The organism is Pseudomonas sp. Tul2A7, assembly GCF_054790505.1.
Genome location: NZ_CP186499.1, coordinates 2,289,955 through 2,315,179, shown reverse-complemented (window position 1 = coordinate 2,315,179; position 25,225 = coordinate 2,289,955). Strand labels below are relative to the sequence as shown.

Below are 25,225 nucleotides of genomic sequence, written 5' to 3'. Positions count from 1 at the left end.
CATACGGCCTTGCGGTGTTGATTTTAATCAACATAGACTTTGGCCCTTTCCAGCCAATCGCGCCGTATTCACGGGGGATAACAACAATGAACATCCAGAACGTCGTCGACATCAGCCTGACCAGCAGCGAAGCCGAACGCTATCGCCCGGACCCGGCGAAAGTGCTCAAGGGCGACCCGGAGCAAGCCGTGTTCCATCAATACGACAGCCCGTGTGGGCAGATGGGCGTTGGCGTGTGGGAAGGTGCGGTTGGGCAGTGGACGGTGAACTACACCGAGCACGAATACTGCGAGATTCTGCAGGGTGTGTCGGTGTTGCGTGACAGCGATGGCAATGCCAAGACGTTGCGTGTTGGCGATCGATTTGTGATTCCGGCGGGGTTTCGTGGCACCTGGGAAGTGCTGGAGGCTTGCCGCAAGATCTATGTGATCTTTGAACAGAAAAGCTGATCCGACACACACGGTGACGAGCAGGGTAAGGCATATCCAGCAGGTTTGAGTGAAACTTCGACTGGTCGCTTAGGAATCGAGAAAAGATCAGTCAAACCAGGAGGTTAGTCTGATTCGATGAATAAGGGGCCTCAACTCAAACCAAAGCAAGGAGGCACAATGTCCAGCCAATGCAATCTCTACAACGCGCAATTTTTCCTCGGTGATGTTGCTACTACTGACAATCTGCTCGCTGTGCGCAACGCAGCCGGAGTAACAAAGCATCGCCTCGAAGTGCCGGACGGCATGTACAACCTGCGCACTGATGCGGACCGCATCAGGGTCCTGGTCAACGAGAAAAACGAGATCATTGAACTGATCTGTGGTTGATCGATCACGCTTCAAGGCAACAAAAAAGGCCCGTATCGTGAGATACGGGCCTTTTTCGTAAGTCGGGAAAAATCAATTACTTGATTTTGCCTTCCTTGTAGATCACGTGCTTGCGAACAACCGGATCATATTTCTTGATCTCGATTTTGTCCGGGGTAGTACGCTTGTTCTTGTCGGTAGTGTAGAAGTGACCAGTACCGGCGCTCGAGATCAAACGAATCAATTCACGCATGATTAGCTCCCTTAAATCTTGCCATCGCGGCGAAGTTCGGCGAGCACGACAGTGATGCCACGCTTGTCGATGATACGCATGCCTTTGGCAGATACGCGCAGACGCACAAAACGTTTCTCTTCTTCAACCCAGAAGCGGTGATGCTGCAGGTTCGGCAGGAAACGACGACGGGTTTTGTTGTTTGCGTGGGAAATGTTATTCCCAGTCACCGGACCCTTACCGGTAACTTGACATACTCTCGACATGCCTCAGCCCTCTAAAACCACATGCCCAACCCGGCATGGGTTGGCCGCTTAATCTCTCAGTCATTTGGCGCCAGGCGCCGCGTTTCTTTAGAGGTCTTACCGGCTACACCTACAGTGAAGGAACCGGGCCCCTAGAAAAGAGCGCTGCTTTATACCAGAAAGACTTCGGAGCAACAACAATCGGTGTGCAATCAATCGGTAAAAAGGCGTTTTTTTGGCCCGCGAGCGCCTTGGATAAAGGCTGGCAACGGTTTTTACCACTCGTCGCAGAAAACCACCCTTGCCGGCGGTTCAGACTTTTTAACGCGCGCCACGGTCTGAAAAACCGCCATCACTGTGCCCCGAAAATGCAAAAGGGGGATAGTCATTTGTAATCCAGACCTCTAGGGTAGGCCTTTTCCAGACTGCACTTGCAGATGGGCCTTCGATCTGTAAAAGGAAACCGACCATGCGCCTCGCTGCCCTACCCCTGTTGCTCGCCCCGCTCCTGCTGAGCCCCCTGGCCCAGGCCGCCGCGCTGAGCGTCTGCACCGAGGCCAGCCCTGAAGGGTTCGACGTGGTGCAATACAACTCGCTGACCACCACCAACGCCTCTGCCGACGTGCTGATGAACCGTCTGGTGGATTTCGACACCGCCAGCGGCAAAGTCGTGCCGAGCCTGGCCGACAGCTGGGAAATCAGCACCGACGGCCTGACTTACGTGTTCAAGCTGCGTCCGCAGGTGAAATTTCACACCACCGAATACTTCAAGCCAAGCCGTGAACTGACCGCCGAAGACGTCAAATTCAGCTTCGACCGCATGCTCGACCCGGCCAACCCGTGGCACAAAGTCGCCCAGAGCGGCTTCCCGCATGCGCAGTCGATGCAGTTGCCGGCACTGATCAAGAAAATCGACGCACTTGACCCGCTCACCGTGCGCTTCACCCTTGATCATCCGGATTCGACATTCCTGGCGACCCTGAGCATGGGCTTCGCTTCGATCTACTCCGCCGAATACGCCGACAAGCTGATGAAGGCCGGCGCGACCGACAAGCTCAACAGCCAGCCGATCGGCACCGGCCCGTTCGTGTTCAACCGTTTCCAGAAAGACGCGGCGATCCGCTACAAGGCCAACCCGGATTACTTCGGCGGCAAGCCTGCGGTGGACCCGTTGATCTTCGCCATCACCCCGGACGCCAACGTGCGCCTGCAGAAACTGCGGCGCAACGAATGCCAGATCGCCCTCTCGCCGAAACCACTCGACGTACAGGCCGCGCTGAAAGAGCCGACACTAAAAGTCGAAAAGACTGACGCGTTCATGACCGCTTTCGTTGGCATCAACAGCCAGCACCCGCCGCTGGACAAGCCGGAAGTGCGTCAGGCGATCAACCTCGCCTTCGACAAGGCCAACTACATCAAAGCTGTGTTTGAAGACACCGCCGAAGCCGCCAACGGCCCTTACCCGCCGAACACCTGGAGCTACGCGAAGAGCCTGCCGGGCTATCCGCATGACATCGCCAAAGCCAAGGCGCTGATGGTCAAGGCCGGTTTGAAGGATGGTTTCCAGACCACTATCTGGACGCGTCCGTCAGGCAGCCTGCTCAACCCGAATCCAAGCCTCGGCGCGCAGATGCTGCAGTCGGATCTGGCAGAAATCGGCATTCAGGCGGAAATCCGCGTGATCGAGTGGGGCGAACTGATTCGTCGCGCCAAGGCTGGCGAGCATGATCTGCTGTTCATGGGTTGGGCGGGTGACAACGGTGACCCGGACAACTTCCTCACGCCGCAGTTTTCCTGTGCGGCGGTCAAGTCGGGCACCAACTTCGCCCGCTACTGCAATGCCGATCTGGACAAGCTGATCAGTGCCGGCAAGACCACCAGTGAGCAAGGCGTGCGCACCAAGCTGTACGAACAGGCGCAGACGCAGATTCAGCAGCAGGCGTTGTGGCTGCCTCTCGCACATCCGACGGCCTACGCACTGACACGTAAGGACGTGCAGGGTTACTCCGTGAGCCCGTTTGGCCGGCAGGACTATTCCAAGGTCAACCTCAAATAACCTGCCTTACACATAACCTGTAGGAGTGAGCCTGCTCGCGATAGCAATCTTCCAGCCACCAAACATGTTGACTGAAATGAAGCCATCGCGAGCAGGCTCACTCCTACATGGACTTGCGTTTTGTCCCTAGAACTACATCCAGCCACACTCCGCCATCGACAGCGGCTCACTATCGCCAACGATGAAATGATCGAGCACCCGCACATCAATCAGCTCCAGCGCCTTCTGCAGACGCTTGGTCAGCAATCGATCCGCCTGACTGGGGTCAGTGTTCCCCGATGGATGGTTGTGGCACAGGATCAACGCAGCGGCGTTATTGGCCAGACATCGCTTCACAACCTCGCGGGGATGCACGCTGGTGTTGTCGATCGAGCCGCGAAACAGTATTTCGAAATTCAGGACTTGATGTTTGGAGTCGAGAAACAGGCAACCAAACACCTCATGCGGTTCGTGACGCAGCATCGCTTTCAGATAATCGCGAACGACCTGAGGGTTTTCCAAGGCTGGTTTCTGCCGTGACTTCTCAGCCAAATGCCGCCTGTTCATTTCCTGAGCCGCCTGCAGTTGCGCAAACTTCGCCGGCCCGAGCCCCAATTGTTTGCTGAATGCGTGCTGATCGGCCTCAAGCAGCAAACGCAGGCTGCCGAATTGAGTCAACAGATTGCGCGCAAGGTCCACAGCGCTTATTCCGGGCAATCCGGTGCGCAGAAAAATCGCCAATAATTCAGCGTCCGAAAGACTCGCTGCCCCATGCTCCAATAACCTTTCCCGCGGGCGTTCCGCCGCAGGCCAATCGCGAATACTCATACACATTCCCTGTCTGTGGGCGCCGCTGTTCCGTAGCGGTCGCTGTGATATCGTAGCCCATCTTTTTTGCGGTCGATTCAACCCTGGGGAGGGGCATCGCATCGCAGTCATCAACGAAATGAAAGGCAGACCTATGCAGCGGCTGTATCGGAAACGCATCGTTCTGGGCGTCGGCGGCGGCATCGCGGCCTACAAGAGCGCTGATCTGGTTCGTCGCCTGATCGACCAGGGCGCCGAAGTGCGTGTGGTCATGACCCACGGTGGCGCCGAGTTCATCACCCCGCTGACCATGCAGGCGCTGTCCGGCCACCCGGTGCACCTCGACCTGCTCGACCCGGCCGCCGAAGCCGCGATGGGCCACATCGAGCTGGCCAAGTGGGCCGATCTGGTGCTGATCGCCCCGGCCACCGCCGACCTGCTCGCCCGCCTGGCCCAAGGCATTGCCAACGATTTGCTGACCACCCTGGTGCTGGCCACCGACGCTGTCGTCGCCGTTGCTCCAGCGATGAACCAAGCGATGTGGCGCGATCCGGCAACCCAGGCCAACCTGCAACTCCTCGAAAGCCGTGGCCTGAAGACCTTCGGCCCGGCCTCGGGCAGCCAGGCCTGCGGCGACGTCGGCATGGGCCGCATGATGGAAGCCACCGATCTGGCGCAATGCGCAGCGGATTGCTTCCAGCGTCAGGCGCTGACCGGCAAGCATGTGGTGATCACCGCCGGCCCGACCCAAGAAAACATCGACCCGGTGCGCTACATCACCAACCACAGCTCCGGGAAAATGGGCTTTGCCCTCGCCGAAGCCGCGGTAGAAGCCGGCGCCCGTGTCACGCTGATCAGCGGCCCGGTGCACCTGCCGACGCCGGATCGCGTCACCCGTATCGACGTGGTCAGCGCCCGCGACATGCTCGCGGCCTGTGAATCCTCGATCCCGTGCGACGTGTTCATCGCCTCGGCAGCCGTAGCGGACTACCGCCCGGAAGTCGTCGCCCCGCAAAAACTCAAGAAAGATCCTACGAGCGGCGACGGCTTCGTCCTGCAAATGGTGCGCAACCCGGACATCCTGGCCACCATCGCGACCCGTCCCGACCGTCCGTTCAGTGTCGGCTTTGCCGCCGAGACCGAACACCTGCTCGACTACGCTGCACGCAAGCTGAAGGACAAGAATCTCGATTTGATCGTCGCCAACGACGTCGCCAACCCGAGCATCGGTTTCAACAGCGAAGAAAACGCCTGCAGCGTGATTGACCGTGCGCTGCACGCCACGGTTTTCGCCCAGACCAGCAAGAGCAAGATCGCTCGCCAACTGGTCACTTTTATCGCCGAACGTCTGAACCAGGTTTAATTTACATGCACGCTTTGCAAGCCAAGATCCTCGACCCACGCATTGGCACCGATTTCCCGCTGCCGCAATACGCCACCCCGGGCTCCGCCGGCCTCGACCTGCGCGCCATGCTGGATCAGGACATCGTGATCAAACCGGGTGAAACCGTGCTGATCCCCACCGGTCTGTCGGTTTACATCGGCGACCCGAACCTCGCCGCGCTGATCCTGCCGCGCTCGGGCATGGGCCATAAGCACGGCATCGTGCTGGGCAACCTCGTCGGTTTGATCGACTCCGATTACCAGGGCCCGCTGATGGTGTCCTGCTGGAACCGTGGCCAGAGCGATTTCACCATGACCGTCGGCGAACGTCTGGCGCAACTGGTGCTGGTACCGGTGGTGCAGGCGCACTTCGAAATGGTTGAAGAGTTCGTCGAAACCGAACGCGGCACCGGCGGGTTTGGCCATACCGGCACCAAATAACCGGAGTCATCTCCTGTAGGAGCTGCCGCAGGCTGCGATCTTTTGATCTTGATCTTAAAAAAACAAAGTCAAAAGATCGCAGCCTTCGGCAGCTCCTACAGGGGAAATTTGTGCAGTTTCAGCGGCAGGTTTTAACACCGAAAATCAAGGTTTTGCCGGCCCAAAGCCACGCCAGCCGAGGCGTCATGGCCCTTTCACACCACGAACTCTCTGTGAAAAACGCCGTCATACCCTTCAGTTTGAGCCTGCCGTCGAACGATTCGTCGGTCTGTCCCGCCCCTTTCGAGATGGAGCATTTCCGTAGATGAGCACCCCAGCCAAGATTGCCCCGAAGCTGCCCGACAGCATTTTCCGCGCCTATGACATTCGCGGCACCGTGCCGGAATTCCTCAATGCCGAAACCGCTTACTGGATCGGCCGCGCCATCGGTTCGCAGAGCCTGGCCCAAGGTGAGCCGAACGTATCCGTCGGCCGCGACGGCCGTTTGTCCGGTCCGGAGCTGGTTGCAGAACTGATTCGCGGTATCGCCGAGAGCGGCTGCCACGTCAGCGATGTCGGCCTGGTGCCAACGCCGGCGCTGTACTACGCCGCCAACGTCCTGGCCGGCAAATCCGGGGTGATGCTCACCGGCAGCCATAACCCGTCGAACTACAACGGCTTCAAGATCGTCATCGCCGGCGACACCCTCGCCAACGAACAGATTCAGGCCCTGCATGAACGCCTCAAGACCAACAACCTGAGCAGCGGCACCGGCAGCGTCACCCAGGTCGAAATCCTCGACCGCTACAACACCGAAATCGTCCAGGACATCAAACTGGCACGACGCCTGAAAGTCGTGGTTGACTGCGGCAATGGCGCGGCCGGTGTGATCGCCCCGCAATTGATCGAGGCGCTGAACTGCGAAGTCATCCCGCTGTTCTGCGAAGTCGACGGTAACTTCCCGAACCATCACCCGGATCCGGGCAAGCCTGAGAACCTCGTCGACCTGATCGCCAAGGTCAAGGAAACCAACGCCGACATCGGCCTGGCCTTCGACGGCGACGGCGACCGTGTCGGCGTGGTGACCAACACCGGTAGCATCGTCTACCCTGATCGTCTGCTGATGCTGTTTGCCCGTGACGTAGTGGCGCGCAACCCGGACGCGGAAATCATCTTCGACGTCAAATGCACCCGCCGTCTGGTGCCGCTGATCAAGGAATACGGTGGTCGGCCGCTAATGTGGAAGACTGGTCATTCGTTGATCAAAAAGAAAATGAAACAATCCGGCGCGCTGTTGGCCGGTGAAATGAGCGGGCACATCTTCTTCAAGGAGCGCTGGTTCGGTTTCGATGACGGCATCTACAGCGCCGCACGGCTGCTGGAGATCCTCAGCAAAGAAAAATCCACCGCGGAAGAGCTGTTTGCGACCTTCCCGAACGATATTTCTACGCCGGAAATCAATATCCATGTGACCGAAGAGAGCAAATTCAGCATCATTGATGCACTGCACGACGCACAGTGGGGCGCAGGCGCTGACCTGACCACCATCGACGGCGTGCGAGTCGATTACGCCAAAGGCTGGGGCCTGGTGCGCGCCTCCAACACCACACCGGTGCTGGTGCTGCGCTTCGAGGCCGATGACGAAGCTGAATTACAGCGCATCAAGGACGTGTTCCACGCCCAATTGAAACGCGTTGCACCTGATCTCCAACTACCGTTCTGATCCACCCGGAGCCCTGAATGACCCTCGAACGCGATGCCGCCGCCAACACTGCCAAGGTCCTGTCCGAAGCGCTGCCTTACATCCGACGCTACGTCGGCAAGACCCTGGTGATCAAATACGGCGGCAACGCGATGGAAAGCGAGGAGCTGAAAACCGGCTTCGCCCGCGACATCGTGCTGATGAAAGCCGTGGGCATCAATCCGGTGGTCGTGCACGGCGGTGGCCCGCAGATCGGTGATCTGCTCAAGCGCCTGTCGATCGAAAGCCACTTCGTCGATGGCATGCGCGTCACTGACGCCGCGACGATGGACGTGGTCGAAATGGTCTTGGGCGGTCAGGTCAACAAAAGCATCGTCAACCTGATCAACCGCCACGGCGGCAGCGCCATCGGCCTGACCGGTAAGGACGCCGGGCTGATTCGCGCGAAGAAGCTCACCGTCACCCGTCAGACCCCGGAGATGACCCAGCCGGAAATCATCGACATCGGTCACGTCGGCGAAGTGGTCGGGATCAACACCGAACTGCTTAACCTGCTGGTCAAAGGCAACTTCATCCCGGTCATCGCGCCAATTGGCGTGGGTGAGAACGGCGAGTCGTACAACATCAACGCCGATCTGGTGGCCGGTAAAGTCGCCGAAGCGCTGAAAGCCGAGAAGCTGATGCTGCTGACCAACATCGCCGGCCTGATGGACAAGTCGGGCACGGTGCTGACCGGCCTGAGCACCCAGCAGGTCGACGACCTGATCGCCGACGGCACCATCTACGGCGGCATGCTGCCGAAGATCCGTTGCGCGCTGGAAGCGGTTCAGGGCGGCGTCGGTAGCTCGTTGATCATCGACGGTCGTGTACCGAATGCGATCCTGCTGGAAATCTTCACCGACACCGGTGTGGGTACGCTGATCAGCAATCGCAAGCGTCCGTAAGCTTTAGCGCAAACAAAAAGACCCCGCTCAGCCTGACTGAGCGGGGTCTTTTTTTGCCGGCGATCCCTGTGGGAGCGAGCCTGCTCGCGAAGACGGCGGCACATTCAACATTGATGCAAGCTGACCCACCGCTTTCGCGAGCAGGCTCGCTCCCACAGTGCTCCGCCGTTAAACGCCGAACTGGGCGCGATAGGCTTCCACGGCGGGCAGGTGTTGCTTGAGCTGCGGATCATCGGCGAGGAATTCCAGCACCTGATTCAGCGAAACAATGCTGATCACCGGAATGCCGAAATCACGCTCGACTTCCTGGATCGCCGACAACTCACCGTTGCCGCGCTCCTGACGGTTCAGGGCGATCAGCACGCCGGCAGCCTTGGCGCCGTCCTGCGAAGCGATGATCTGCATCACTTCGCGGATTGCCGTACCGGCGGTGATCACGTCGTCGATGATCAGGACGTCGCCGGTCAGCGGGGCACCGACCAGACTGCCGCCTTCGCCGTGGGCCTTGGCTTCCTTGCGGTTGAAGCACCATGGCAGGTCACGGTCGTGATGCTCGGCCAGCGCCACGGCAGTGGTTGCCGCCAGCGGAATGCCTTTGTAGGCCGGGCCAAACAGAACGTCGAAGGGAATACCGCTTTCAGCGATGGCTGCCGCGTAGAAACGCCCCAGCTGCGCCAGAGCCGAGCCCGAGTTGAACAGGCCGGCGTTGAAGAAGTAAGGACTGGTGCGCCCGGACTTCAGGGTGAACTCACCGAAGCGCAAAACGCCGCGATCGATGGCAAAACGAATGAAATCGCGCTGATACGCTTGCATGAAAAAAACCCCAAATACCACGGATTTAGCTAATTAGCTTGACGCCGTGTATCATACACGCACGCGATTTTTGGGGCCATTTATGCGGATCATCAGTGTGAACGTCAATGGTATTCAGGCTGCAGTCGAGCGTGGTTTGCTCAGTTGGCTGCAAGCACAGAATGCCGACGTCATCTGCCTGCAGGACACCCGTGCCTCCGCCTTTGAACTGGATGACCCAGCCTTCCAACTGGATGGCTACTTCCTTTATGCCTGCGATGCTGAAGTCCCTGCCCAAGGTGGCGTGGCTTTGTATTCGCGGTTGCAACCGAAGGCTGTCATCAGCGGTCTCGGTTTCGAGACGGCCGACCGCTACGGGCGCTACCTGCAAGCAGATTTCGACAAAGTCAGTATTGCCACCTTGCTGCTCCCTTCGGGGATGAACGGCGATGAGGACTTGAACCAGAAGTTCAAGCTCATGGACGACTTCGGCAAGTACCTGGACAAACAGCGACGCAAACGTCGCGAGTACATTTATTGTGGCTCGCTGTACGTGGCGCAGCAGAAGCTCGACATCAAGAACTGGCGCGACAGCCAGCAATCCCCGGGTTTCCTGGCGCCTGAACGCGCCTGGATGGACGAGATTGTCGGCAACATGGGCTACGTCGATGCCCTGCGCGAAGTCAGCCGCGAAGGCGACCAGTACAGCTGGTGGCCGGACAACGAACAGGCCGAGATGCTTAATTTGGGCTGGCGCTTCGACTACCAGATCCTGACCCCGGGCCTGCGGCGCTTCGTGCGCAGCGCACGCCTGCCACGTCAGCCACGGTTCTCGCAGCATGCGCCGTTGATTGTCGACTACGACTGGACGCTGACCATCTAAGCGACGTTTCGCAGTACAAAAAATGCCCGTATCGCAAGATACGGGCATTTTTTATGCCTGCGCTCAAGGCGGAATCGAACTCAGACGGCGGCGAAGAACGGCAACATCAAGTACAGCTTGATCACGACGACATTGATAATGTCGATGAAGAACGCCCCGACCATCGGCACCACCAGAAACGCGATCTGCGAGGGGCCGTAGCGCTGCGTCACGGCCTGCATGTTGGCAATGGCAGTCGGCGTGGCGCCCAGGCCAAAACCGCAATGCCCTGCCGCCAGCACGGCCGCATCGTAGTTGCGGCCCATCAGCCGGAATGTCACGAAGATCGCGAACAGCGCCATGACCAGCGCCTGCACAGCCAAAATGATGAAGATCGGCAACGCCAGCGCAGCCAGATCCCACAACTTGAGCGACATCAGGGCAATCGCCAGGAACAGTGACAGGCTGACATTGCCCAGTACCGAGACTTCACGCTCAAACACCTGATACAAGCCCAGCGCTGAAAGCCCGTTGCGCAGCACCACGCCTATAAACAGGACGCAAACAAACGTCGGCAACTCGAATGCGGTCCCCTGCAGCAGGCCGTTCAACAGATTGCCCGCCAGCAAACTGACCGCGATCAAGGCGAGTGTTTCTATAAACGAAAATGGGGTAATCGAGCGTTCTTTGTTTGGTTGCTCGAAGCCTTTTGGCAACCGCGGCGGCACATCCTGACTCTGACCACCGGGCACCTGCACTCGCTTGATGAGCAAGCGCGCGACCGGTCCGCCGATCAAACCACCCAGCACCAGACCAAACGTCGCGGAAGCCATCGCCAGTTCGGACGCAGAGGCCAGACCGTACTTCTCGCTGAATACCGTACCCCACGCAGCACCCGTGCCATGGCCGCCCGCCAATGTGATCGACCCGGTCAACAGCCCCATCAATGGATCAAGCCCAAGCATTTTTGCCAAGCTGATACCCATCGCATTCTGCACCACCAACAGCCCGGTGACCGCCAGGAGAAATATCCCGACGATGCGCCCGCCTTTCTTCAAGCTGGCAAAATCTGCGCTTAGACCGATGGTGGCAAAAAAGGCCAGCATCAGAGGTGTCTGCAGAGAAGTATCAAAACGAATTTCAATATCGAACGTTCGCAGCAGCAACAACAGCAAGGCAACTACCAGACCACCCGCTACAGGTTCAGGTATATTGTAACTGCGCATGAAACCAACACGCATAACGAGCCCGCGCCCTAGCAGAAGCACTAAGGAAGCAGCCACAAGTGTTCCGTAAAAATCGAGCTGAATCATTGGGATTGTTCTTGGTTATATATTCAGAGGCGCGCTTTTTACCTGCACGCACCTCATGAACCGGCTGATTGTCTCAACACTGATTACTCGGAAATTCAAAAGCCTTCGATGGCTTGAATATATCTTAATATTTCAGGAGAAATATTATTCGGCCAACTTTAACAATCGTCGCCTTTGATTCCAAGGCCATAAATCCAAACTAAGCCAATGCAGTTGTGACCAAAAGTGTATATACGGAAAGAGTATCGACCAGTCATCGCGGTCAGATTATTCCTACATATAGTAGAGACTAATTTAGTTGCATAAATAAAAATTCCCTGACAGGTCGGGGCATTGGTTTTAAACTTTTCGAATTTCTTATTTGATCAGCCGCCAGGTAAACGGATATCGATAAGGAAAACCTTCATTGGCTTTCACACCGGCGATGATCGTCAAAACCAGCGCGCCGATCGCCAGTATCCCCAGCAGGAAGAACCCGATGATCAGCACCATCAGCAGGAAGCAAATCAACGAGGCGATGGCGACGGTGATCTGAAAATTCAACGCCTCCTTGCCCTGCGCATCAATGAACGCATCTGTCTCGCGCTTCATCTGCCAAAGGATCAAGGGTCCGATCAGATTGCCGAACGGAATCCAGATCCCCAGCAAGGCGGACAAGTGACAAAACATCGCCCACTGGCGAACCTCCTGGCTCGGTTTGGGCAGCAGCTCTTGCTCGTCACTCATCGTGTCCTCCTTGCGGTTATGCACCTGCTCAGTCGGCCAGTGCAGCCTTTTGCAGTTCGAAGATTTCGTTCATGCCCTGCTTGGCCAGTTCCAGCATGGCGTTCAAGTCTTCAGGCTGGAACGGCGCACCTTCGGCAGTGCCCTGCACTTCGATGAAACCACCGGTGCTGGTCATCACTACGTTGAGGTCGGTCTCGGCAGCGGAATCTTCAAGATAGTCCAGATCCAGCACGGCCTCGCCCTGATACATGCCGACCGATACGGCACCGATCATCTGCTTGAGCGGATCGCCGCCCTTCAGGCCGCCACGCTTCTTGATCACTTTCAGCGCATCAACCAGCGCAACCATGGCACCGGTGATCGAAGCCGTGCGAGTACCACCGTCAGCCTGGATCACATCGCAGTCGACGTACAGGGTCACGTCGCCCAGCTTGGACATGTCCAGCGCAGCGCGCAGGGAACGACCGATCAGACGCTGGATTTCCAGGGTGCGACCGCCCTGCTTGCCACGGCTCGCTTCACGCTGGTTACGTTCGCCAGTGGCGCGCGGCAGCATGCCGTACTCGGCGGTCAACCAACCTTGGCCCTGACCTTTAAGGAAACGCGGCACGCCGTTTTCGACGCTAACGGTGCAGATGACTTTGGTATCACCGAATTCGACCAGTACGGATCCCTCGGCGTGTTTGGTGTAGTTGCGGGTAATGCGGATCGAGCGGAGCTGATCGGCAGCGCGACCACTTGGACGTTTCATAGGGAATACCTGTACTGGGGACGGAAAACTGCCGAGCATTATAGAGCCCTGCACCGCGACTGGGCACTTGTTAAAAATCCCGACCGACGATCGAAGCCCCTGAAACACCCATTACCGACGGGCTGCAGCCCTTTGTCACACCGTGTGTTTGGGCGCATTCGCCGCACTGCGCTACAATCCTGCGCCTTTGCTGCCAGTCGGCTTAAATTCATTCATATCGTGCTCGCGAAACTCACGTTTCGCGCCGATCTGCATTGCGAGGTCACCGCCATGGTGCACAGCATGACCGCCTTCGCCCGCGTCGAAAAAGCCGGCGCACAGGGCACCCTGAGCTGGGAGCTGCGCTCGGTCAACAGCCGCTATCTGGAGCCCCACCTGCGCCTGCCGGAGTCGTTTCGCGACCTCGAGGGCGCGGTACGTGAAGCGCTGCGTCAGGGCCTGTCGCGGGGCAAACTCGAATGCACCCTGCGTTTCACCGAAGAAAGCACCGGCAAAACACTGCAAATCGATCGCGAGCGCGCCGCGCAGTTGGTCGCCGCCGCTGAGACGGTCGCTGGTCTGATCAAGAATCCTGCCGCATTGAATCCGCTGGAAGTGCTGGCCTGGCCCGGCGTATTGGTGGGCGATGCGACTGACCCGCAGGCATTGAACGCCGACGCACTGGCCCTGTTCAATCAAGGCCTGAAAGAGTTGAAGGCTGGCCGCGAGCGCGAAGGCGCGGAGTTGGCACGCTTGATCAACGAGCGCCTGACCTCTATCGAAGAAGACGTGGTGACCCTGCGTGAACTGGTGCCGCAAATGCTTGCGACCCAGCGCCAGAAAGTCCTCGACCGCTTCGCCGACATGAAGGCCGAGCTGGACCCGCTGCGCCTCGAACAGGAAATGGTCATCCTCGCGCAAAAAAGCGACGTGGCCGAAGAACTGGATCGCCTGAGCACCCACATCATTGAGGTACGCCGGGTGCTCAAGTCCGGCGGTGCGGCCGGACGCCGCCTCGATTTCCTGATGCAGGAACTCAACCGCGAAGCCAACACACTGGGCTCCAAGGCCTTCGACCCGCGCAGCACCCAAGCCGCCGTCAACCTCAAGGTGTTGATCGAGCAGATGCGCGAACAAGTGCAGAATATTGAGTAAGGCAACCCCGACATGACCCACAGCACCGGCACCCTGTACATCATTTCCGCGCCATCTGGCGCGGGCAAGAGCAGCCTGGTCAAGGCGTTGACCGACGCCATACCGGAAATTCGCGTTTCGGTTTCCCACACCACCCGCGCCATGCGCCCGGGTGAAGTGGACGGCGTGAACTATCACTTCGTGACCCGCGAAGAGTTCGTGAAGATGGGCGAGCATGGCGACTTCCTCGAACGCGCCGAAGTCTTCGGCAACTTCTACGGCACCTCGCAAAGCCGTCTGCAGCAGACGCTGGACGAAGGTCACGACTTGATTCTGGAAATCGACTGGCAGGGCGCCGAGCAAGTGCGCAAATTGATGCCGCAAGCGCGCTCGATCTTTATCCTGCCGCCGTCGCTTCAGGCCTTGCACCAGCGCCTGACCAACCGCGGTCAGGACAGCGACGAGATCATTGACGGGCGGATGCGCGAAGCGGTCAGCGAGATGAGTCACTATGTCGAGTACGACTACCTGATCATCAACGACGATTTTGCTCACGCACTGGATGATCTGAAGGCGATTTTCCGCGCCAATCAACTGCAGCAGAAACGCCAGCAGGTACGTTTCGGCAAATTGCTGGCTGAGTTGCTGGGTTAAAACAGCACTTCCCAAAACAGCTGCAAGCGCTTTACATTGGTGCTTGCAGCGCGTTGAAGGGCTTGGTCAAAAAATCAGCGCTTCCCTAATCGCTGGTGATTTTTTAAACTGTTGAGTCCGCTCGCCCAACCGGGCAGCGCGCATATTGCATTCGCTCCGAGGAATACCATGGCCCGCGTAACCGTTGAAGACTGCCTGAACCACGTGGAAAACCGTTTTGAGCTGGTCATGCTCTCTACCAAACGTGCCCGTCAACTGGCCACCGGCGGCAAAGAGCCACTGGTTCAGTGGGAAAACGACAAGCCTACCGTTGTAGCGCTGCGTGAAATCGCTGAAGGCCTGATGAGCTACGAGTTCATCGCCGAGCAGGAAATCGTCCAGGATGAGCCGCTGTTCGCAGCGTTCGAGGACGAGTCCAACGAGGCCGTCTAAGCCTATGCCTGGTCGACGTAGCACGGCGCGGGGTCACAACCTACGGCAGGAATTATCATGCCGAGCATAGACGCCCTCGCCGATCGCTTATCGACCTACCTCGGCAATGACCAGGTCAACCTGGTCCGCCGAGCGTATTTCTACGCCGAACAAGCCCATGACGGTCAGCGCCGTCGCAGCGGCGAGGCGTACGTCACGCATCCTCTTGCCGTGGCCAATATTCTTGCCGACATGCACATGGACCATCAGAGCCTGATGGCCGCGATGCTGCATGACGTGATCGAAGACACCGGTATCGCCAAAGAAGCGCTGCAAGCGCAGTTCGGTGAAACCGTGGCCGAACTGGTCGACGGGGTCAGCAAACTGACCCAGATGAATTTCGAGACCAAGGCCGAAGCCCAAGCCGAAAACTTCCAGAAAATGGCCATGGCCATGGCGCGCGATATTCGCGTGATCCTGGTCAAGCTCGCCGACCGCCTGCACAACATGCGCACGCTGGAAGTGCTGTCCGGCGAAAAACGCCGGCGGATCGCCAAGGAAACCCTCGAAATCTACGCGCCCATCGCCAACCGGCTGGGCATGCATGCGATCCGCATCGAATTCGAAGACCTCGGCTTCAAGGCCATGCACCCGATGCGTTCCGCGCGGATCTACCAGGCGGTCAAACGCGCCCGGGGCAACCGCAAGGAAATCGTCAACAAGATCGAAGAATCCCTTGGCCATTGCCTCGCGATCGACGGCATCCAGGGCGAAGTGAGCGGTCGGCAGAAACACCTCTACGGCATCTACAAGAAAATGCGCGGCAAGCGTCGGGCCTTCAACGAGATCATGGACGTCTACGCGTTCCGGATCATCGTCGACAAGGTCGATACCTGCTACCGCGTGCTGGGCGCTGTACATAATTTGTACAAACCGTTGCCGGGGCGCTTCAAGGATTACATTGCGATCCCCAAGGCCAACGGCTATCAATCGCTGCACACCACGCTGTTCGGCATGCACGGCGTACCGATCGAGATTCAGATCCGTACCCGTGAAATGGAAGAGATGGCCAACAACGGCATCGCCGCCCATTGGCTGTACAAATCCAGCGGTGACGAGCAGCCGAAAGGCACTCACGCCCGTGCCCGCCAGTGGGTCAAAGGCGTGCTGGAAATGCAGCAACGTGCCGGCAATTCGCTGGAATTCATCGAAAGCGTGAAGATCGACCTGTTCCCGGACGAGGTCTACGTCTTCACCCCGAAAGGCCGGATCATGGAGCTACCGAAAGGCTCCACGGCGGTCGACTTTGCCTACGCGGTACACACCGACGTCGGCAACAGCTGCATCGCCTGCCGGATCAACCGTCGACTTGCACCGCTGTCCGAACCGCTGCAAAGCGGCTCCACGGTCGAGATCGTCAGCGCCCCAGGCGCACGACCAAACCCGGCGTGGCTCAACTTCGTGGTCACCGGCAAGGCGCGCACGCACATCCGCCATGCGCTGAAACTGCAACGTCGCTCCGAGTCCATCAGCCTCGGCGAACGCCTGCTGAACAAAGTGCTCAACGGTTTCGACAGCGCGCTGGAGAAGATCCCGGCCGAACGCGTCAAAGCGATGCTCACCGAGTACCGCCTCGAACTGATCGAAGATTTGCTCGAAGACATTGGCCTCGGTAACCGCATGGCCTACGTGGTCGCCCGCCGCCTGCTCGGCGAAGGCGAACAGCTGCCAAGCCCGGAAGGCCCGCTGGCAATTCGCGGTACCGAAGGTTTGGTACTGAGCTACGCCAAATGTTGCACGCCGATCCCGGGCGACCCGATTGTCGGGCACCTGTCGGCGGGCAAAGGCATGGTCGTGCACCTGGACAACTGCCGCAACATCAGCGAAATCAGGCACAACCCGGAAAAATGCATCCAGCTCTCGTGGGCCAAGGATGTCACCGGCGAATTCAACGTCGAACTGCGCGTCGAGCTGGAACACCAGCGCGGCCTGATCGCCCTGCTGGCCAGCAGCGTCAACGCAGCCGACGGCAATATCGAGAAAATCAGCATGGACGAACGCGATGGTCGCATCAGCGTGGTCCAGTTGGTGGTCAGCGTCCACGACCGTGTGCACCTGGCCCGCGTGATCAAGAAGCTGCGCGCCTTGACCGGGGTAATTCGCATCACCCGCATGCGTGCATAACCTGCCTATTACAAGGAGTCATTCATGACCAAAACCGTAATCACCAGCGACAAGGCCCCGGCCGCCATCGGTACTTACTCCCAGGCGATCAAGGCAGGCAACACCGTTTACATGTCGGGGCAGATTCCTCTGGACCCAAAAACCATGGAACTGGTTGAAGGCTTCGAAGCCCAGACCGTCCAGGTGTTCGAGAACCTCAAAGCCGTGGCTGAAGCTGCTGGCGGTTCGTTCAAGGACATCGTCAAACTGAACATCTTCCTCACCGACCTGAGCCACTTCGCCAAGGTCAACGAGATCATGGGCAAGTACTTCGACCAGCCATACCCGGCCCGCGCCGCCATCGGCGTGGCTGCCCTGCCAAAGGGTTCGCAGGTTGAAATGGATGCCATTCTGGTCATCGAGTGATGCGCACGGCGCGGCCTCCAAAGCCGCGCCGACTGCTCTGCAAGAAAAGGTTTTGAAAGGATTCCACCATGCGCAAAGCGCTAGCTCTCCCGCTGCTCGCCATTTTCCTCGGCGGCTGCGCCAGCAACCCTGCCGACCGTGACATCAGCGGCACCTGGATCAATCAGGTGGCGATCGATGCCGCAGCCAAGGGCGGCCCCCTGCGCGAAGCGCTTCAGGCCTACGGCCCGAACCTGGAATGGGACGTTAACACCAAGGCCAGTCAGGCCCGCTACACCAACGGTTTTGAGAACGTCGAAGGACGGCTGCTGGGTGAACAATCCGGCGCCTGGAAAGTCGACTTCTATGGCAGCTCCGCCAGCGAGCTGAAACGCGACGGCGGGCAACTGCAGCAAGCCGCCAGCGACAACGAACCCGAGCAGGTCTTCGACCGTGCGCAGATTCCGGTGCCGGAAGGCGCGCCGATCGGTGCCAGTTTCGAACGCGCGCTGTATTCGGCCTATCTGGGCGGTGACTGGAAAATCACCAACGGCCAGGGCGAAGGCAGCACGGTGCAATTCCAGGCTGACGGCCAAGTGTCCGGCTTGCCCGGAGCCGATCGCTACGCACTTTGTCTGGCCGGCGATTGCGCATCGATGAGCAACGGCAACGACAGCATGTGGTTGCAGCAGAACGGCCAGGGCAATAACTGGATCTTTGTGCGCAAGGGCAAAGAGCTGGAAATTCTGCAGGCGGTGAATGCCGCGTTGGCGGATGAACAACCGCAGTTCACCGCCGGTGAGCGCAAGTGGTTGCTCGAGAAGCAGTAACCCGCTTCTGAATTCGCAGCTATCCCCTGTAGGAGTGAGCCTGCTTGCGATAGCGGTTTAACAGTCAGCACAAGTGTTGAATGTTATGACCCCATCGCGAGCAGGCTCACTCCTACAGTTGTTTTGGGGTGCCAGGAAGTCAGCATTTACCTTCGAGGATCGCGGCGTAACCTTCGCGGTAGCTCGGGTACGTTGGCGTCCAGCCCAACGCTTTCGCCCGGGCATTGCTGCAGCGCTTGCTACCGGTTCGCCGCACGCTCGCGTCGTCCGCCCACTCGGTAACGCCCAGATACTCACGCAACCAGCCTACGACTTCCGCTAACGGCGCCGGCGCATCGTCAACGCCGATATAGAAATCCTCCAGCTTTACGCCCTGCCGGTCTTTCTCCAACAGAAACGCCAGCAATCCTGCCGCGTCGTCAGCATGAATCCGGTTGCCATACAGCGGGGGTTCGACCGCCACGCGATAACCGCGACGTACTTGAGTGAGTAGCCATTCGCGGCCCGGACCATAGATCCCGGTCAAACGCAGAATGCTCGCAGGAATGCCACTCTTAAGCGCGACCTGCTCAGCCTCAAGCATCAATCGTCCTGAATAACCGGCAGCGATGGTCTCTGAGTTCTCATCGACCCACTCACCCTCCTGCTGCCCATACACACTGCTGCTGGACACGAAGATCAGCCGCTCAGGCACCTGCCCATAGTCGTCGAGCCAACTCAGAACATTCTGCAAACCCTGCACATAAGCCGCGCGATAACCGGCTTCATCGTGATCGGTTGCCGCTGCGCAATACACCAGATAGTCCACGGCACCCACCGGCCAGGTCGCCGGACAGTCTTCGTTGAACAGGTCGCCGGCAACGCCAACCACACCGTCAGGCAGCTTCGAAACGTCCCGGCGCAGGCCATGAACTTCCCAGCCAGCCGCCAGCAATTGCTTGGCCAGACGACTGCCGACATCACCACAACCGGCAATCAAAACAGAAGGCGCGGACATCAAAAAACTCCTATCGGAAAGACACAGACTAGCCTCGGGACAGGACGAGCGGCTAGCAATGCAGGAAAAAAAGATACTCTATTACTTTTGTTAACAAGAATTACTTGCAATAATGCATGCCACTTTTGTTCTCGGCCTCACGAGGCCTGGAAGAGCATTAACGTTTTTCTATCTCAGGTCCGGCCAGCATGACACGTAATCAAATCCCCGCTTCGCCAACCAATCGACCTCGCGCCTGGAGCGCAGTGGCGGCTCTGCTGCTCAGCTTGATGCTGGCGCCGACTGCCGCTTTCGCCGACGCCCAGGCACCTGCAACGCCAGCCGCCACCGAGCAAAGCGCACCAGCTGCCGCTCCGGCTGCCCCGGCCGCTACCGATCCGGTGCAAGCGGTTGACGCTGCCGACGCTCCTGAAGTTCTCGAAGCCGACAACAGCCTGGGCATGGCCCACGACCTGTCGCCGTGGGGCATGTACCAGAACGCCGACATCATCGTGAAAATCGTGATGATCGGTCTGGCCATCGCTTCCATCATCACCTGGACCATCTGGATCGCCAAAGGCTTCGAGCTGATGGGCGCCAAGCGTCGTCTGCGTGGCGAAATCGCCGCCCTGAAGAAAGCCACCACCCTTAAAGAAGCCAGTACCACTGCCGGCAAGGAAGGCACCCTCGCCAACCTGCTGGTGCACGACGCGCTCGAAGAGATGCGCCTGTCGGTCAACAGCCGCGAGAAAGAAGGTATCAAGGAACGCGTCAGCTTCCGTCTCGAGCGTCTGGTAGCAGCCTGCGGTCGCAACATGAGCAGCGGCACGGGCGTCCTCGCCACCATCGGTTCCACCGCGCCGTTTGTCGGCCTGTTCGGTACCGTGTGGGGCATCATGAACTCCTTTATCGGCATCGCCAAAACCCAGACCACCAACCTTGCTGTCGTAGCGCCCGGTATTGCTGAAGCACTACTGGCCACCGCACTGGGTCTGGTTGCCGCGATTCCAGCCGTAGTGATCTACAACGTCTTCGCCCGCTCCATCGCCGGTTACAAGGCGCAGGTTTCCGACGCATCGGCAGAAGTTCTGCTGCTGGTCAGCCGCGACCTCGACCACCAGCCTGAGCGCAGCTCGCAGCCGCACATGGTCAAAGTGGGGTAATCGGCCATGGGCCTGCATTTGAAAGAAGGCGCAGACGACGATCTGGCCGAGAACCACGAAATCAACGTCACGCCGTTCATCGACGTGATGCTGGTGCTGTTGATCATCTTCATGGTGGCGGCTCCATTGGCCACCGTGGACATCAAAGTCGACCTGCCGGCCTCTACCGCCAAACCGGCGCCGCGGCCAGAGAAACCGGTGTTCCTCAGCGTCAAGGCTGACCAGCGCCTGTACATCGGCGACGATGAAGTGAAAGCCGAAACCCTCGGCGCCGTGCTCGACGCCAAGACTCAGGGCAAGAAAGACACCACCATCTTCTTCCAGGCCGACAAAGGCGTGGATTACGGCGACCTCATGAGCGTGATGGACAAGCTGCGCTCCGCCGGTTACCTGAAGGTCGGTCTGGTCGGACTTGAGACGGCAGCCAAGAAATGATCACGACGCGCCATAAGCTGACGCGTTACAGCGGTAGCCTGGCCGTGGTGCTGGGCGTTCACGCGCTGGCCATCGCGCTGGCGCTGAACTGGACCGCCCGCCCGCCCATCGAATTGCCGCCGCAGGCAATGATGGTCGAGCTGGCCCCGGTTCCGGCCCCGCCACCGCCTGCTCCGCCGAAGGTCGTCACACCGCCGCAGCCACCGGCTCCGGTGGAAGAGTTGCCGATTCCGAAGCTGGCCGAAGCACCGAAAGCTGAAATCGCGGTGCAGAAACCCAAGCCAAAGCCCAAGCCTAAACCGCCGAAGCCGATCGAGAAGAAGCTGCCTGATCCACCGAAGGAAAAACCTTCCGAGGAGAAACCGGCCGACACGCAACCGACTCAGGCACCAACGGAGAAATCCGCCCAGCCTGCACCGGGTCCTTCGCCGGCTCAGATGGCTGCCAAAGCCAGTTGGCAAGGCACCCTGCTCGCGCATTTGGCCAAGTACAAAAAGTACCCGGCCAGTGCTCAGGCACGGGGCAAGGAAGGCTTGAACCGTCTGCGTTTCGTGGTCGATGCCGAAGGTAATGTGCTGTCGTTCGAACTGGTGGGCCGTTCCGGCAACGCTGATCTGGACCGGGCAACTCTGGAAATGATCCGCCGCGCGCAGCCGCTGCCCAAGCCACCGGCCGACATGTTGAACAATGGCTCGATCGAAATTGTGGCGCCGTTTGTTTACTCGCTGGAACGCCGCCGCTAAGGCACATCGCCACACCTGTGGGAGCGAGCCTGCTCGCGAAGAGGCCGTGTCAGTCAGCTCATGTTTGTCTGACCCACCGCTTTCGCGAGCAGGCTCGCTCCCACAGGGGTTATGTGGTGAAGGTTAGATCGAGATAAAGGCACCGAAAGGTGCCTTTTGCGTATCTGCGCGCGGCAAACCTACATTGCCCGGTGTCGCATGCCTCCCTCAGTCTGATAACGTGCGTCTATCGATTGCAGCCGGTATGCTTGGCCCGCATCTTCATGGACGCTTGCTATGACCCTCACAGAATTACGCTACATCGTTACCCTCGCCCAAGAGCAGCATTTCGGCCACGCCGCCGAACGTTGCCACGTCAGCCAGCCGACCCTGTCGGTGGGCGTGAAAAAGCTTGAAGACGAACTCGGTGTGCTGATTTTCGAGCGCAGCAAAAGCGCCGTGCGCCTGACCCCGGTCGGCGAAGGCATCGTCGCCCAGGCGCAGAAAGTGCTCGAGCAAGCCCAAGGCATTCGCGAACTGGCCCAGGCCGGCAAGAACCAGCTGACCGCCCCATTGAAAGTCGGCGCAATCTACACCGTCGGCCCGTACCTGTTCCCGCACCTGATTCCGCAACTGCACCGGGTCGCCCCGCAGATGCCGTTGTACATCGAAGAAAACTTCACCCACGTGCTGCGCGACAAACTGCGCAACGGCGAGCTCGACGCGATCATCATCGCCCTGCCGTTCAACGAAGCCGACGTGCTGACCCTGCCGCTATACGACGAGCCGTTCTATGTCTTGATGCCGGCCCAGCACCCGTGGACGCAAAAAGAAACCATCGACGCCGGCCTGCTCAACGACAAGAGCCTGCTGCTGCTCGGCGAGGGCCACTGCTTCCGCGACCAAGTGCTGGAAGCCTGCCCGACCCTGACCAAGGGCAACGACGGCGCCAAGCACACCACGGTCGAATCCAGCTCGCTGGAAACCATCCGCCACATGGTCGCCTCCGGTCTGGGCATCTCGATCCTGCCGTTGTCGGCCGTCGACAGCCATCACTACGCCCCCGGCGTGATCGAAGTGCGCCCACTGTCGCCGCCAGTGCCGTTCCGCACCGTGGCCATTGCCTGGCGCGCGAGCTTTCCACGGCCAAAAGCCATCGAGATCCTCGCCGACTCCATTCGCCTGTGTTCGGTGGCCAAGCCAGCGGCACCGGTTACGGCCGGTTAAGCGAGCGTCATGACGGAGTTGTCGCAAGTGTCGGTGACGGCACTCAAGGGTGTCGGCGAAGCCATGGCCGAGAAATTGGCCAAGGTCGGTCTTGAGAACCTGCAGGACGTGCTGTTCCACCTGCCGCTGCGCTATCAGGATCGCACCCGTGTGGTGCCGATCGGTGCGCTGCGGCCGGGACAGGACGCCGTGGTCGAAGGCACCGTCAGCGGCGCCGATGTGGTCATGGGCCGCCGCCGCAGTCTGGTCGTGCGCTTGCAGGACGGCACCGGCGGCCTGAGTCTGCGTTTCTACCATTTCAGCAATGCGCAGAAAGAAGGCCTCAAGCGTGGCACGCGGGTGCGCTGCTACGGCGAAGCCCGACCCGGCGCGTCAGGACTGGAAATCTACCACCCGGAATACCGCGCCATTACTGGTGACGAACCGCCGCCAGTCGATGAAACCCTGACCCCGGTCTACCCGCTCACCGAAGGCCTGACCCAAGCGCGTCTGCGCCAGTTGTGTCTGCAGACGCTGACCCTGCTAAAGCCAGATACGCTGCCCGACTGGCTGCCCACCGAACTGGCGCGCGACTATCAACTCGCGCCGCTGGCCGATGCGATCCGCTACCTGCACAACCCGCCCGCCGATGCCGACGTCGATGAACTTGCCCTCGGTCATCACTGGGCCCAGCATCGCCTCGCTTTCGAAGAACTGCTGACGCACCAACTGTCACAGCAACGTCTGCGCGAAAGCATGCGTTCACTGCGCGCGCCAGCGATGCCGAAAGCGAAAAAGCTGCCGCCGAAATATCTGGCCAACCTCGGCTTCAACCCGACCGGCGCGCAACAGCGCGTCGGCAACGAAATCGCCTACGACCTCAGTCAGCACGAACCGATGCTGCGCCTGATTCAGGGCGACGTCGGCGCCGGCAAAACCGTGGTTGCCGCCCTCGCCGCCCTGCAAGCGCTGGAGGCCGGTTACCAAGTCGCGCTGATGGCGCCGACCGAGATTCTCGCCGAGCAACACTTCATCACCTTCAAGCGCTGGCTCGAGCCGCTGGGCATTGAAGTCGCATGGCTGGCCGGCAAGCTCAAGGGCAAGAACCGCGTTACTGCGCTGGAACAGATCGCCAGCGGCGCACCGATGGTGGTCGGCACTCACGCGCTGTTCCAGGACGAAGTGCAGTTCAAGAATCTGGCGCTGGTGATCATCGACGAGCAGCACCGCTTCGGCGTACAGCAACGTCTGGCGCTGCGGCAGAAAGGCGTCGGCGGACGCATGTGCCCGCACCAGCTGATCATGACCGCCACGCCGATTCCACGGACATTGGCGATGAGCGCCTACGCCGACCTCGACACCTCGATCCTCGACGAGCTGCCGCCCGGTCGAACCCCGGTCAACACCGTGCTGGTCACTGACACCCGCCGCGTCGAAGTCATCGAGCGCGTGCGCGGTGCCTGCGCCGAAGGCCGTCAGGCCTATTGGGTATGCACGCTGATCGAAGAGTCGGAAGAGCTGACCTGTCAGGCCGCCGAAACCACGTTTGAAGACCTCACCCTCGCCCTCGGCGAACTGAAAGTCGGGTTGATCCACGGGCGCATGAAACCCGTCGAGAAGGCCGCCGTCATGGCCGAATTCAAGGCCGGCAACCTGCAATTGCTGGTCGCCACCACAGTGATCGAAGTCGGCGTCGACGTGCCCAACGCCAGCCTGATGATCATCGAAAACCCCGAGCGTCTTGGCCTCGCGCAACTGCACCAATTGCGCGGGCGCGTTGGCCGGGGCAGCGCCGCCAGCCATTGCGTGCTGCTCTACCATCCGCCGCTGTCGCAGATCGGTCGCCAGCGCCTGGGCATCATGCGCGAGACCAACGACGGTTTCGTCATCGCCGAAAAAGACCTCGAACTGCGCGGCCCCGGGGAAATGCTCGGCACCCGTCAGACTGGCCTGCTGCAATTCAAAGTCGCCGACCTGATGCGCGACGCCGACTTATTGCCCGCCGTACGCGACGCCGCGCAAGCCTTGCTGGAACGCTGGCCAACCCACGTCAGCCCATTACTCGATCGCTGGTTGCGTCACGGGCAGCAATACGGCCAAGTGTGAGCACCGTCGCAGTTTCTGACAGATCGTTCCGA

26 protein-coding genes and 1 pseudogene are annotated in these 25,225 nt (G+C 59.5%); 19 read left to right on the top strand and 8 right to left on the bottom strand.

Annotation, left to right across the window (positions count from 1 at the left end; genetic code table 11):
- Positions 1-86 precede the first annotated feature (86 nt).
- Entirely contained in the window at positions 87-449 is a 363-nt protein-coding gene (locus tag ACOYXJ_RS10320) for a cupin domain-containing protein (protein WP_150793810.1), read from the top strand.
- A 159-nt stretch (positions 450-608) separates the two neighbouring features.
- Positions 609-818: a hypothetical protein gene (locus ACOYXJ_RS10315; RefSeq protein WP_007920378.1), complete on the top strand. Its 210-nt coding sequence runs from the start codon at positions 609-611 to the stop codon at positions 816-818.
- A 76-nt stretch (positions 819-894) separates the two neighbouring features.
- On the opposite strand, the gene rpmG is transcribed toward ACOYXJ_RS10315, so the two are convergent.
- The gene (rpmG, locus tag ACOYXJ_RS10310; RefSeq protein ID WP_003177274.1) at positions 895-1,050 is read right to left on the bottom strand and encodes a 50S ribosomal protein L33; all 156 of its coding nucleotides are present in this window, start codon (positions 1,048-1,050) and stop codon (positions 895-897) included.
- A gap of 11 nt (positions 1,051-1,061) precedes the next feature.
- Entirely contained in the window at positions 1,062-1,295 is a 234-nt protein-coding gene (rpmB, locus tag ACOYXJ_RS10305; RefSeq protein WP_007920377.1) for a 50S ribosomal protein L28, read from the bottom strand.
- 448 nt (positions 1,296-1,743) lie between these two features.
- Here rpmB and ACOYXJ_RS10300 point away from each other — a divergent pair, with 448 nt between their 5' ends.
- Positions 1,744-3,330, top strand: coding sequence for an ABC transporter substrate-binding protein (locus tag ACOYXJ_RS10300; protein WP_460369309.1), 1,587 nt, complete (start codon positions 1,744-1,746; stop codon positions 3,328-3,330).
- Between the two features lie 132 nt (positions 3,331-3,462).
- Here the strand turns inward: ACOYXJ_RS10300 and radC are convergent, their stop codons facing one another.
- The gene (gene radC, locus ACOYXJ_RS10295) at positions 3,463-4,137 is read right to left on the bottom strand and encodes a RadC family protein (RefSeq protein ID WP_150793813.1); all 675 of its coding nucleotides are present in this window, start codon (positions 4,135-4,137) and stop codon (positions 3,463-3,465) included.
- 133 nt (positions 4,138-4,270) lie between these two features.
- On the opposite strand from radC, the gene coaBC reads away from it, so the two are divergent.
- The 4 genes and pseudogenes from coaBC (at position 4,271) to argB (ending at position 8,565) form a co-directional block, all read left to right on the top strand.
- Positions 4,271-5,479, top strand: coding sequence for a bifunctional phosphopantothenoylcysteine decarboxylase/phosphopantothenate--cysteine ligase CoaBC (gene coaBC, locus ACOYXJ_RS10290; protein ID WP_102901457.1), 1,209 nt, complete (start codon positions 4,271-4,273; stop codon positions 5,477-5,479).
- A gap of 5 nt (positions 5,480-5,484) precedes the next feature.
- Positions 5,485-5,940, top strand: a complete 456-nt coding sequence (gene dut, locus ACOYXJ_RS10285) for a dUTP diphosphatase (RefSeq protein WP_034152055.1) — start codon at positions 5,485-5,487, stop codon at positions 5,938-5,940.
- A 325-nt stretch (positions 5,941-6,265) separates the two neighbouring features.
- Positions 6,266-7,642: pseudogene (locus ACOYXJ_RS10280) on the top strand (phosphomannomutase/phosphoglucomutase); the annotation flags it as partial.
- Positions 7,643-7,659: 17 nt separating this feature from the next.
- Positions 7,660-8,565 carry an acetylglutamate kinase gene (gene argB / locus ACOYXJ_RS10275; protein ID WP_007954443.1) on the top strand — a complete coding sequence of 302 codons (906 nt, stop codon included), beginning with the start codon at positions 7,660-7,662 and terminating at the stop codon, positions 8,563-8,565.
- 168 nt (positions 8,566-8,733) lie between these two features.
- Here argB and pyrE read toward each other — a convergent pair whose 3' ends face one another.
- Complete coding sequence (gene pyrE, locus ACOYXJ_RS10270) at positions 8,734-9,378, bottom strand: orotate phosphoribosyltransferase (protein ID WP_008078597.1); 645 nt, start codon at positions 9,376-9,378, stop codon at positions 8,734-8,736.
- A gap of 82 nt (positions 9,379-9,460) precedes the next feature.
- Between pyrE and ACOYXJ_RS10265 the strand changes: the two genes are divergently transcribed.
- A complete protein-coding gene (locus ACOYXJ_RS10265; RefSeq protein WP_007920349.1) occupies positions 9,461-10,240 on the top strand; it encodes an exodeoxyribonuclease III in 780 nt (259 codons plus the stop codon).
- Positions 10,241-10,320: 80 nt separating this feature from the next.
- Here ACOYXJ_RS10265 and gltS read toward each other — a convergent pair whose 3' ends face one another.
- The 3 genes from gltS to rph form a co-directional block, all read right to left on the bottom strand.
- Complete coding sequence (gene gltS / locus ACOYXJ_RS10260; protein ID WP_150793816.1) at positions 10,321-11,532, bottom strand: sodium/glutamate symporter; 1,212 nt, start codon at positions 11,530-11,532, stop codon at positions 10,321-10,323.
- A gap of 357 nt (positions 11,533-11,889) precedes the next feature.
- A complete protein-coding gene (locus ACOYXJ_RS10255) occupies positions 11,890-12,258 on the bottom strand; it encodes a DUF4870 domain-containing protein (protein ID WP_150793817.1) in 369 nt (122 codons plus the stop codon).
- Between the two features lie 28 nt (positions 12,259-12,286).
- Positions 12,287-13,009 carry a ribonuclease PH gene (rph, locus tag ACOYXJ_RS10250; RefSeq protein ID WP_016985814.1) on the bottom strand — a complete coding sequence of 241 codons (723 nt, stop codon included), beginning with the start codon at positions 13,007-13,009 and terminating at the stop codon, positions 12,287-12,289.
- A 270-nt stretch (positions 13,010-13,279) separates the two neighbouring features.
- On the opposite strand from rph, the gene ACOYXJ_RS10245 reads away from it, so the two are divergent.
- The 6 genes from ACOYXJ_RS10245 (at position 13,280) to ACOYXJ_RS10220 (ending at position 18,585) form a co-directional block, all read left to right on the top strand.
- Positions 13,280-14,143, top strand: a complete 864-nt coding sequence (locus ACOYXJ_RS10245) for a YicC/YloC family endoribonuclease (RefSeq protein ID WP_095119905.1) — start codon at positions 13,280-13,282, stop codon at positions 14,141-14,143.
- Between the two features lie 12 nt (positions 14,144-14,155).
- A complete protein-coding gene (gene gmk, locus ACOYXJ_RS10240) occupies positions 14,156-14,776 on the top strand; it encodes a guanylate kinase (RefSeq protein ID WP_008078609.1) in 621 nt (206 codons plus the stop codon).
- A 168-nt stretch (positions 14,777-14,944) separates the two neighbouring features.
- Positions 14,945-15,208 carry a DNA-directed RNA polymerase subunit omega gene (gene rpoZ / locus ACOYXJ_RS10235; protein WP_016985812.1) on the top strand — a complete coding sequence of 88 codons (264 nt, stop codon included), beginning with the start codon at positions 14,945-14,947 and terminating at the stop codon, positions 15,206-15,208.
- 57 nt (positions 15,209-15,265) lie between these two features.
- Positions 15,266-17,371, top strand: a complete 2,106-nt coding sequence (gene spoT, locus ACOYXJ_RS10230; protein ID WP_064589822.1) for a bifunctional GTP diphosphokinase/guanosine-3',5'-bis pyrophosphate 3'-pyrophosphohydrolase — start codon at positions 15,266-15,268, stop codon at positions 17,369-17,371.
- Between the two features lie 24 nt (positions 17,372-17,395).
- A complete protein-coding gene (locus tag ACOYXJ_RS10225; RefSeq protein ID WP_003229509.1) occupies positions 17,396-17,776 on the top strand; it encodes a RidA family protein in 381 nt (126 codons plus the stop codon).
- Positions 17,777-17,844: 68 nt separating this feature from the next.
- Positions 17,845-18,585, top strand: coding sequence for a hypothetical protein (locus ACOYXJ_RS10220; RefSeq protein WP_460369304.1), 741 nt, complete (start codon positions 17,845-17,847; stop codon positions 18,583-18,585).
- Between the two features lie 139 nt (positions 18,586-18,724).
- Here the strand turns inward: ACOYXJ_RS10220 and ACOYXJ_RS10215 are convergent, their stop codons facing one another.
- A complete protein-coding gene (locus ACOYXJ_RS10215; protein ID WP_460369302.1) occupies positions 18,725-19,582 on the bottom strand; it encodes an SDR family oxidoreductase in 858 nt (285 codons plus the stop codon).
- A 188-nt stretch (positions 19,583-19,770) separates the two neighbouring features.
- Here ACOYXJ_RS10215 and exbB point away from each other — a divergent pair, with 188 nt between their 5' ends.
- The 5 genes from exbB to recG all read left to right on the top strand — a co-directional run bounded on the left by exbB (position 19,771) and on the right by recG (position 25,193).
- Entirely contained in the window at positions 19,771-20,724 is a 954-nt protein-coding gene (gene exbB, locus ACOYXJ_RS10210) for a tonB-system energizer ExbB (protein ID WP_460369300.1), read from the top strand.
- A 6-nt stretch (positions 20,725-20,730) separates the two neighbouring features.
- The gene (exbD, locus tag ACOYXJ_RS10205) at positions 20,731-21,159 is read left to right on the top strand and encodes a TonB system transport protein ExbD (RefSeq protein WP_007920333.1); all 429 of its coding nucleotides are present in this window, start codon (positions 20,731-20,733) and stop codon (positions 21,157-21,159) included.
- Entirely contained in the window at positions 21,156-21,902 is a 747-nt protein-coding gene (locus ACOYXJ_RS10200; RefSeq protein ID WP_116028517.1) for a TonB family protein, read from the top strand. The genes exbD and ACOYXJ_RS10200 overlap by 4 nt, the downstream gene beginning before the upstream one ends.
- Positions 21,903-22,178: 276 nt before the next feature.
- Positions 22,179-23,108 carry a hydrogen peroxide-inducible genes activator gene (locus tag ACOYXJ_RS10195; RefSeq protein WP_007920331.1) on the top strand — a complete coding sequence of 310 codons (930 nt, stop codon included), beginning with the start codon at positions 22,179-22,181 and terminating at the stop codon, positions 23,106-23,108.
- Positions 23,109-23,117: 9 nt separating this feature from the next.
- Entirely contained in the window at positions 23,118-25,193 is a 2,076-nt protein-coding gene (recG, locus tag ACOYXJ_RS10190) for an ATP-dependent DNA helicase RecG (protein WP_460369297.1), read from the top strand.
- The last annotated feature ends 32 nt before the right edge of the window (positions 25,194-25,225 follow it).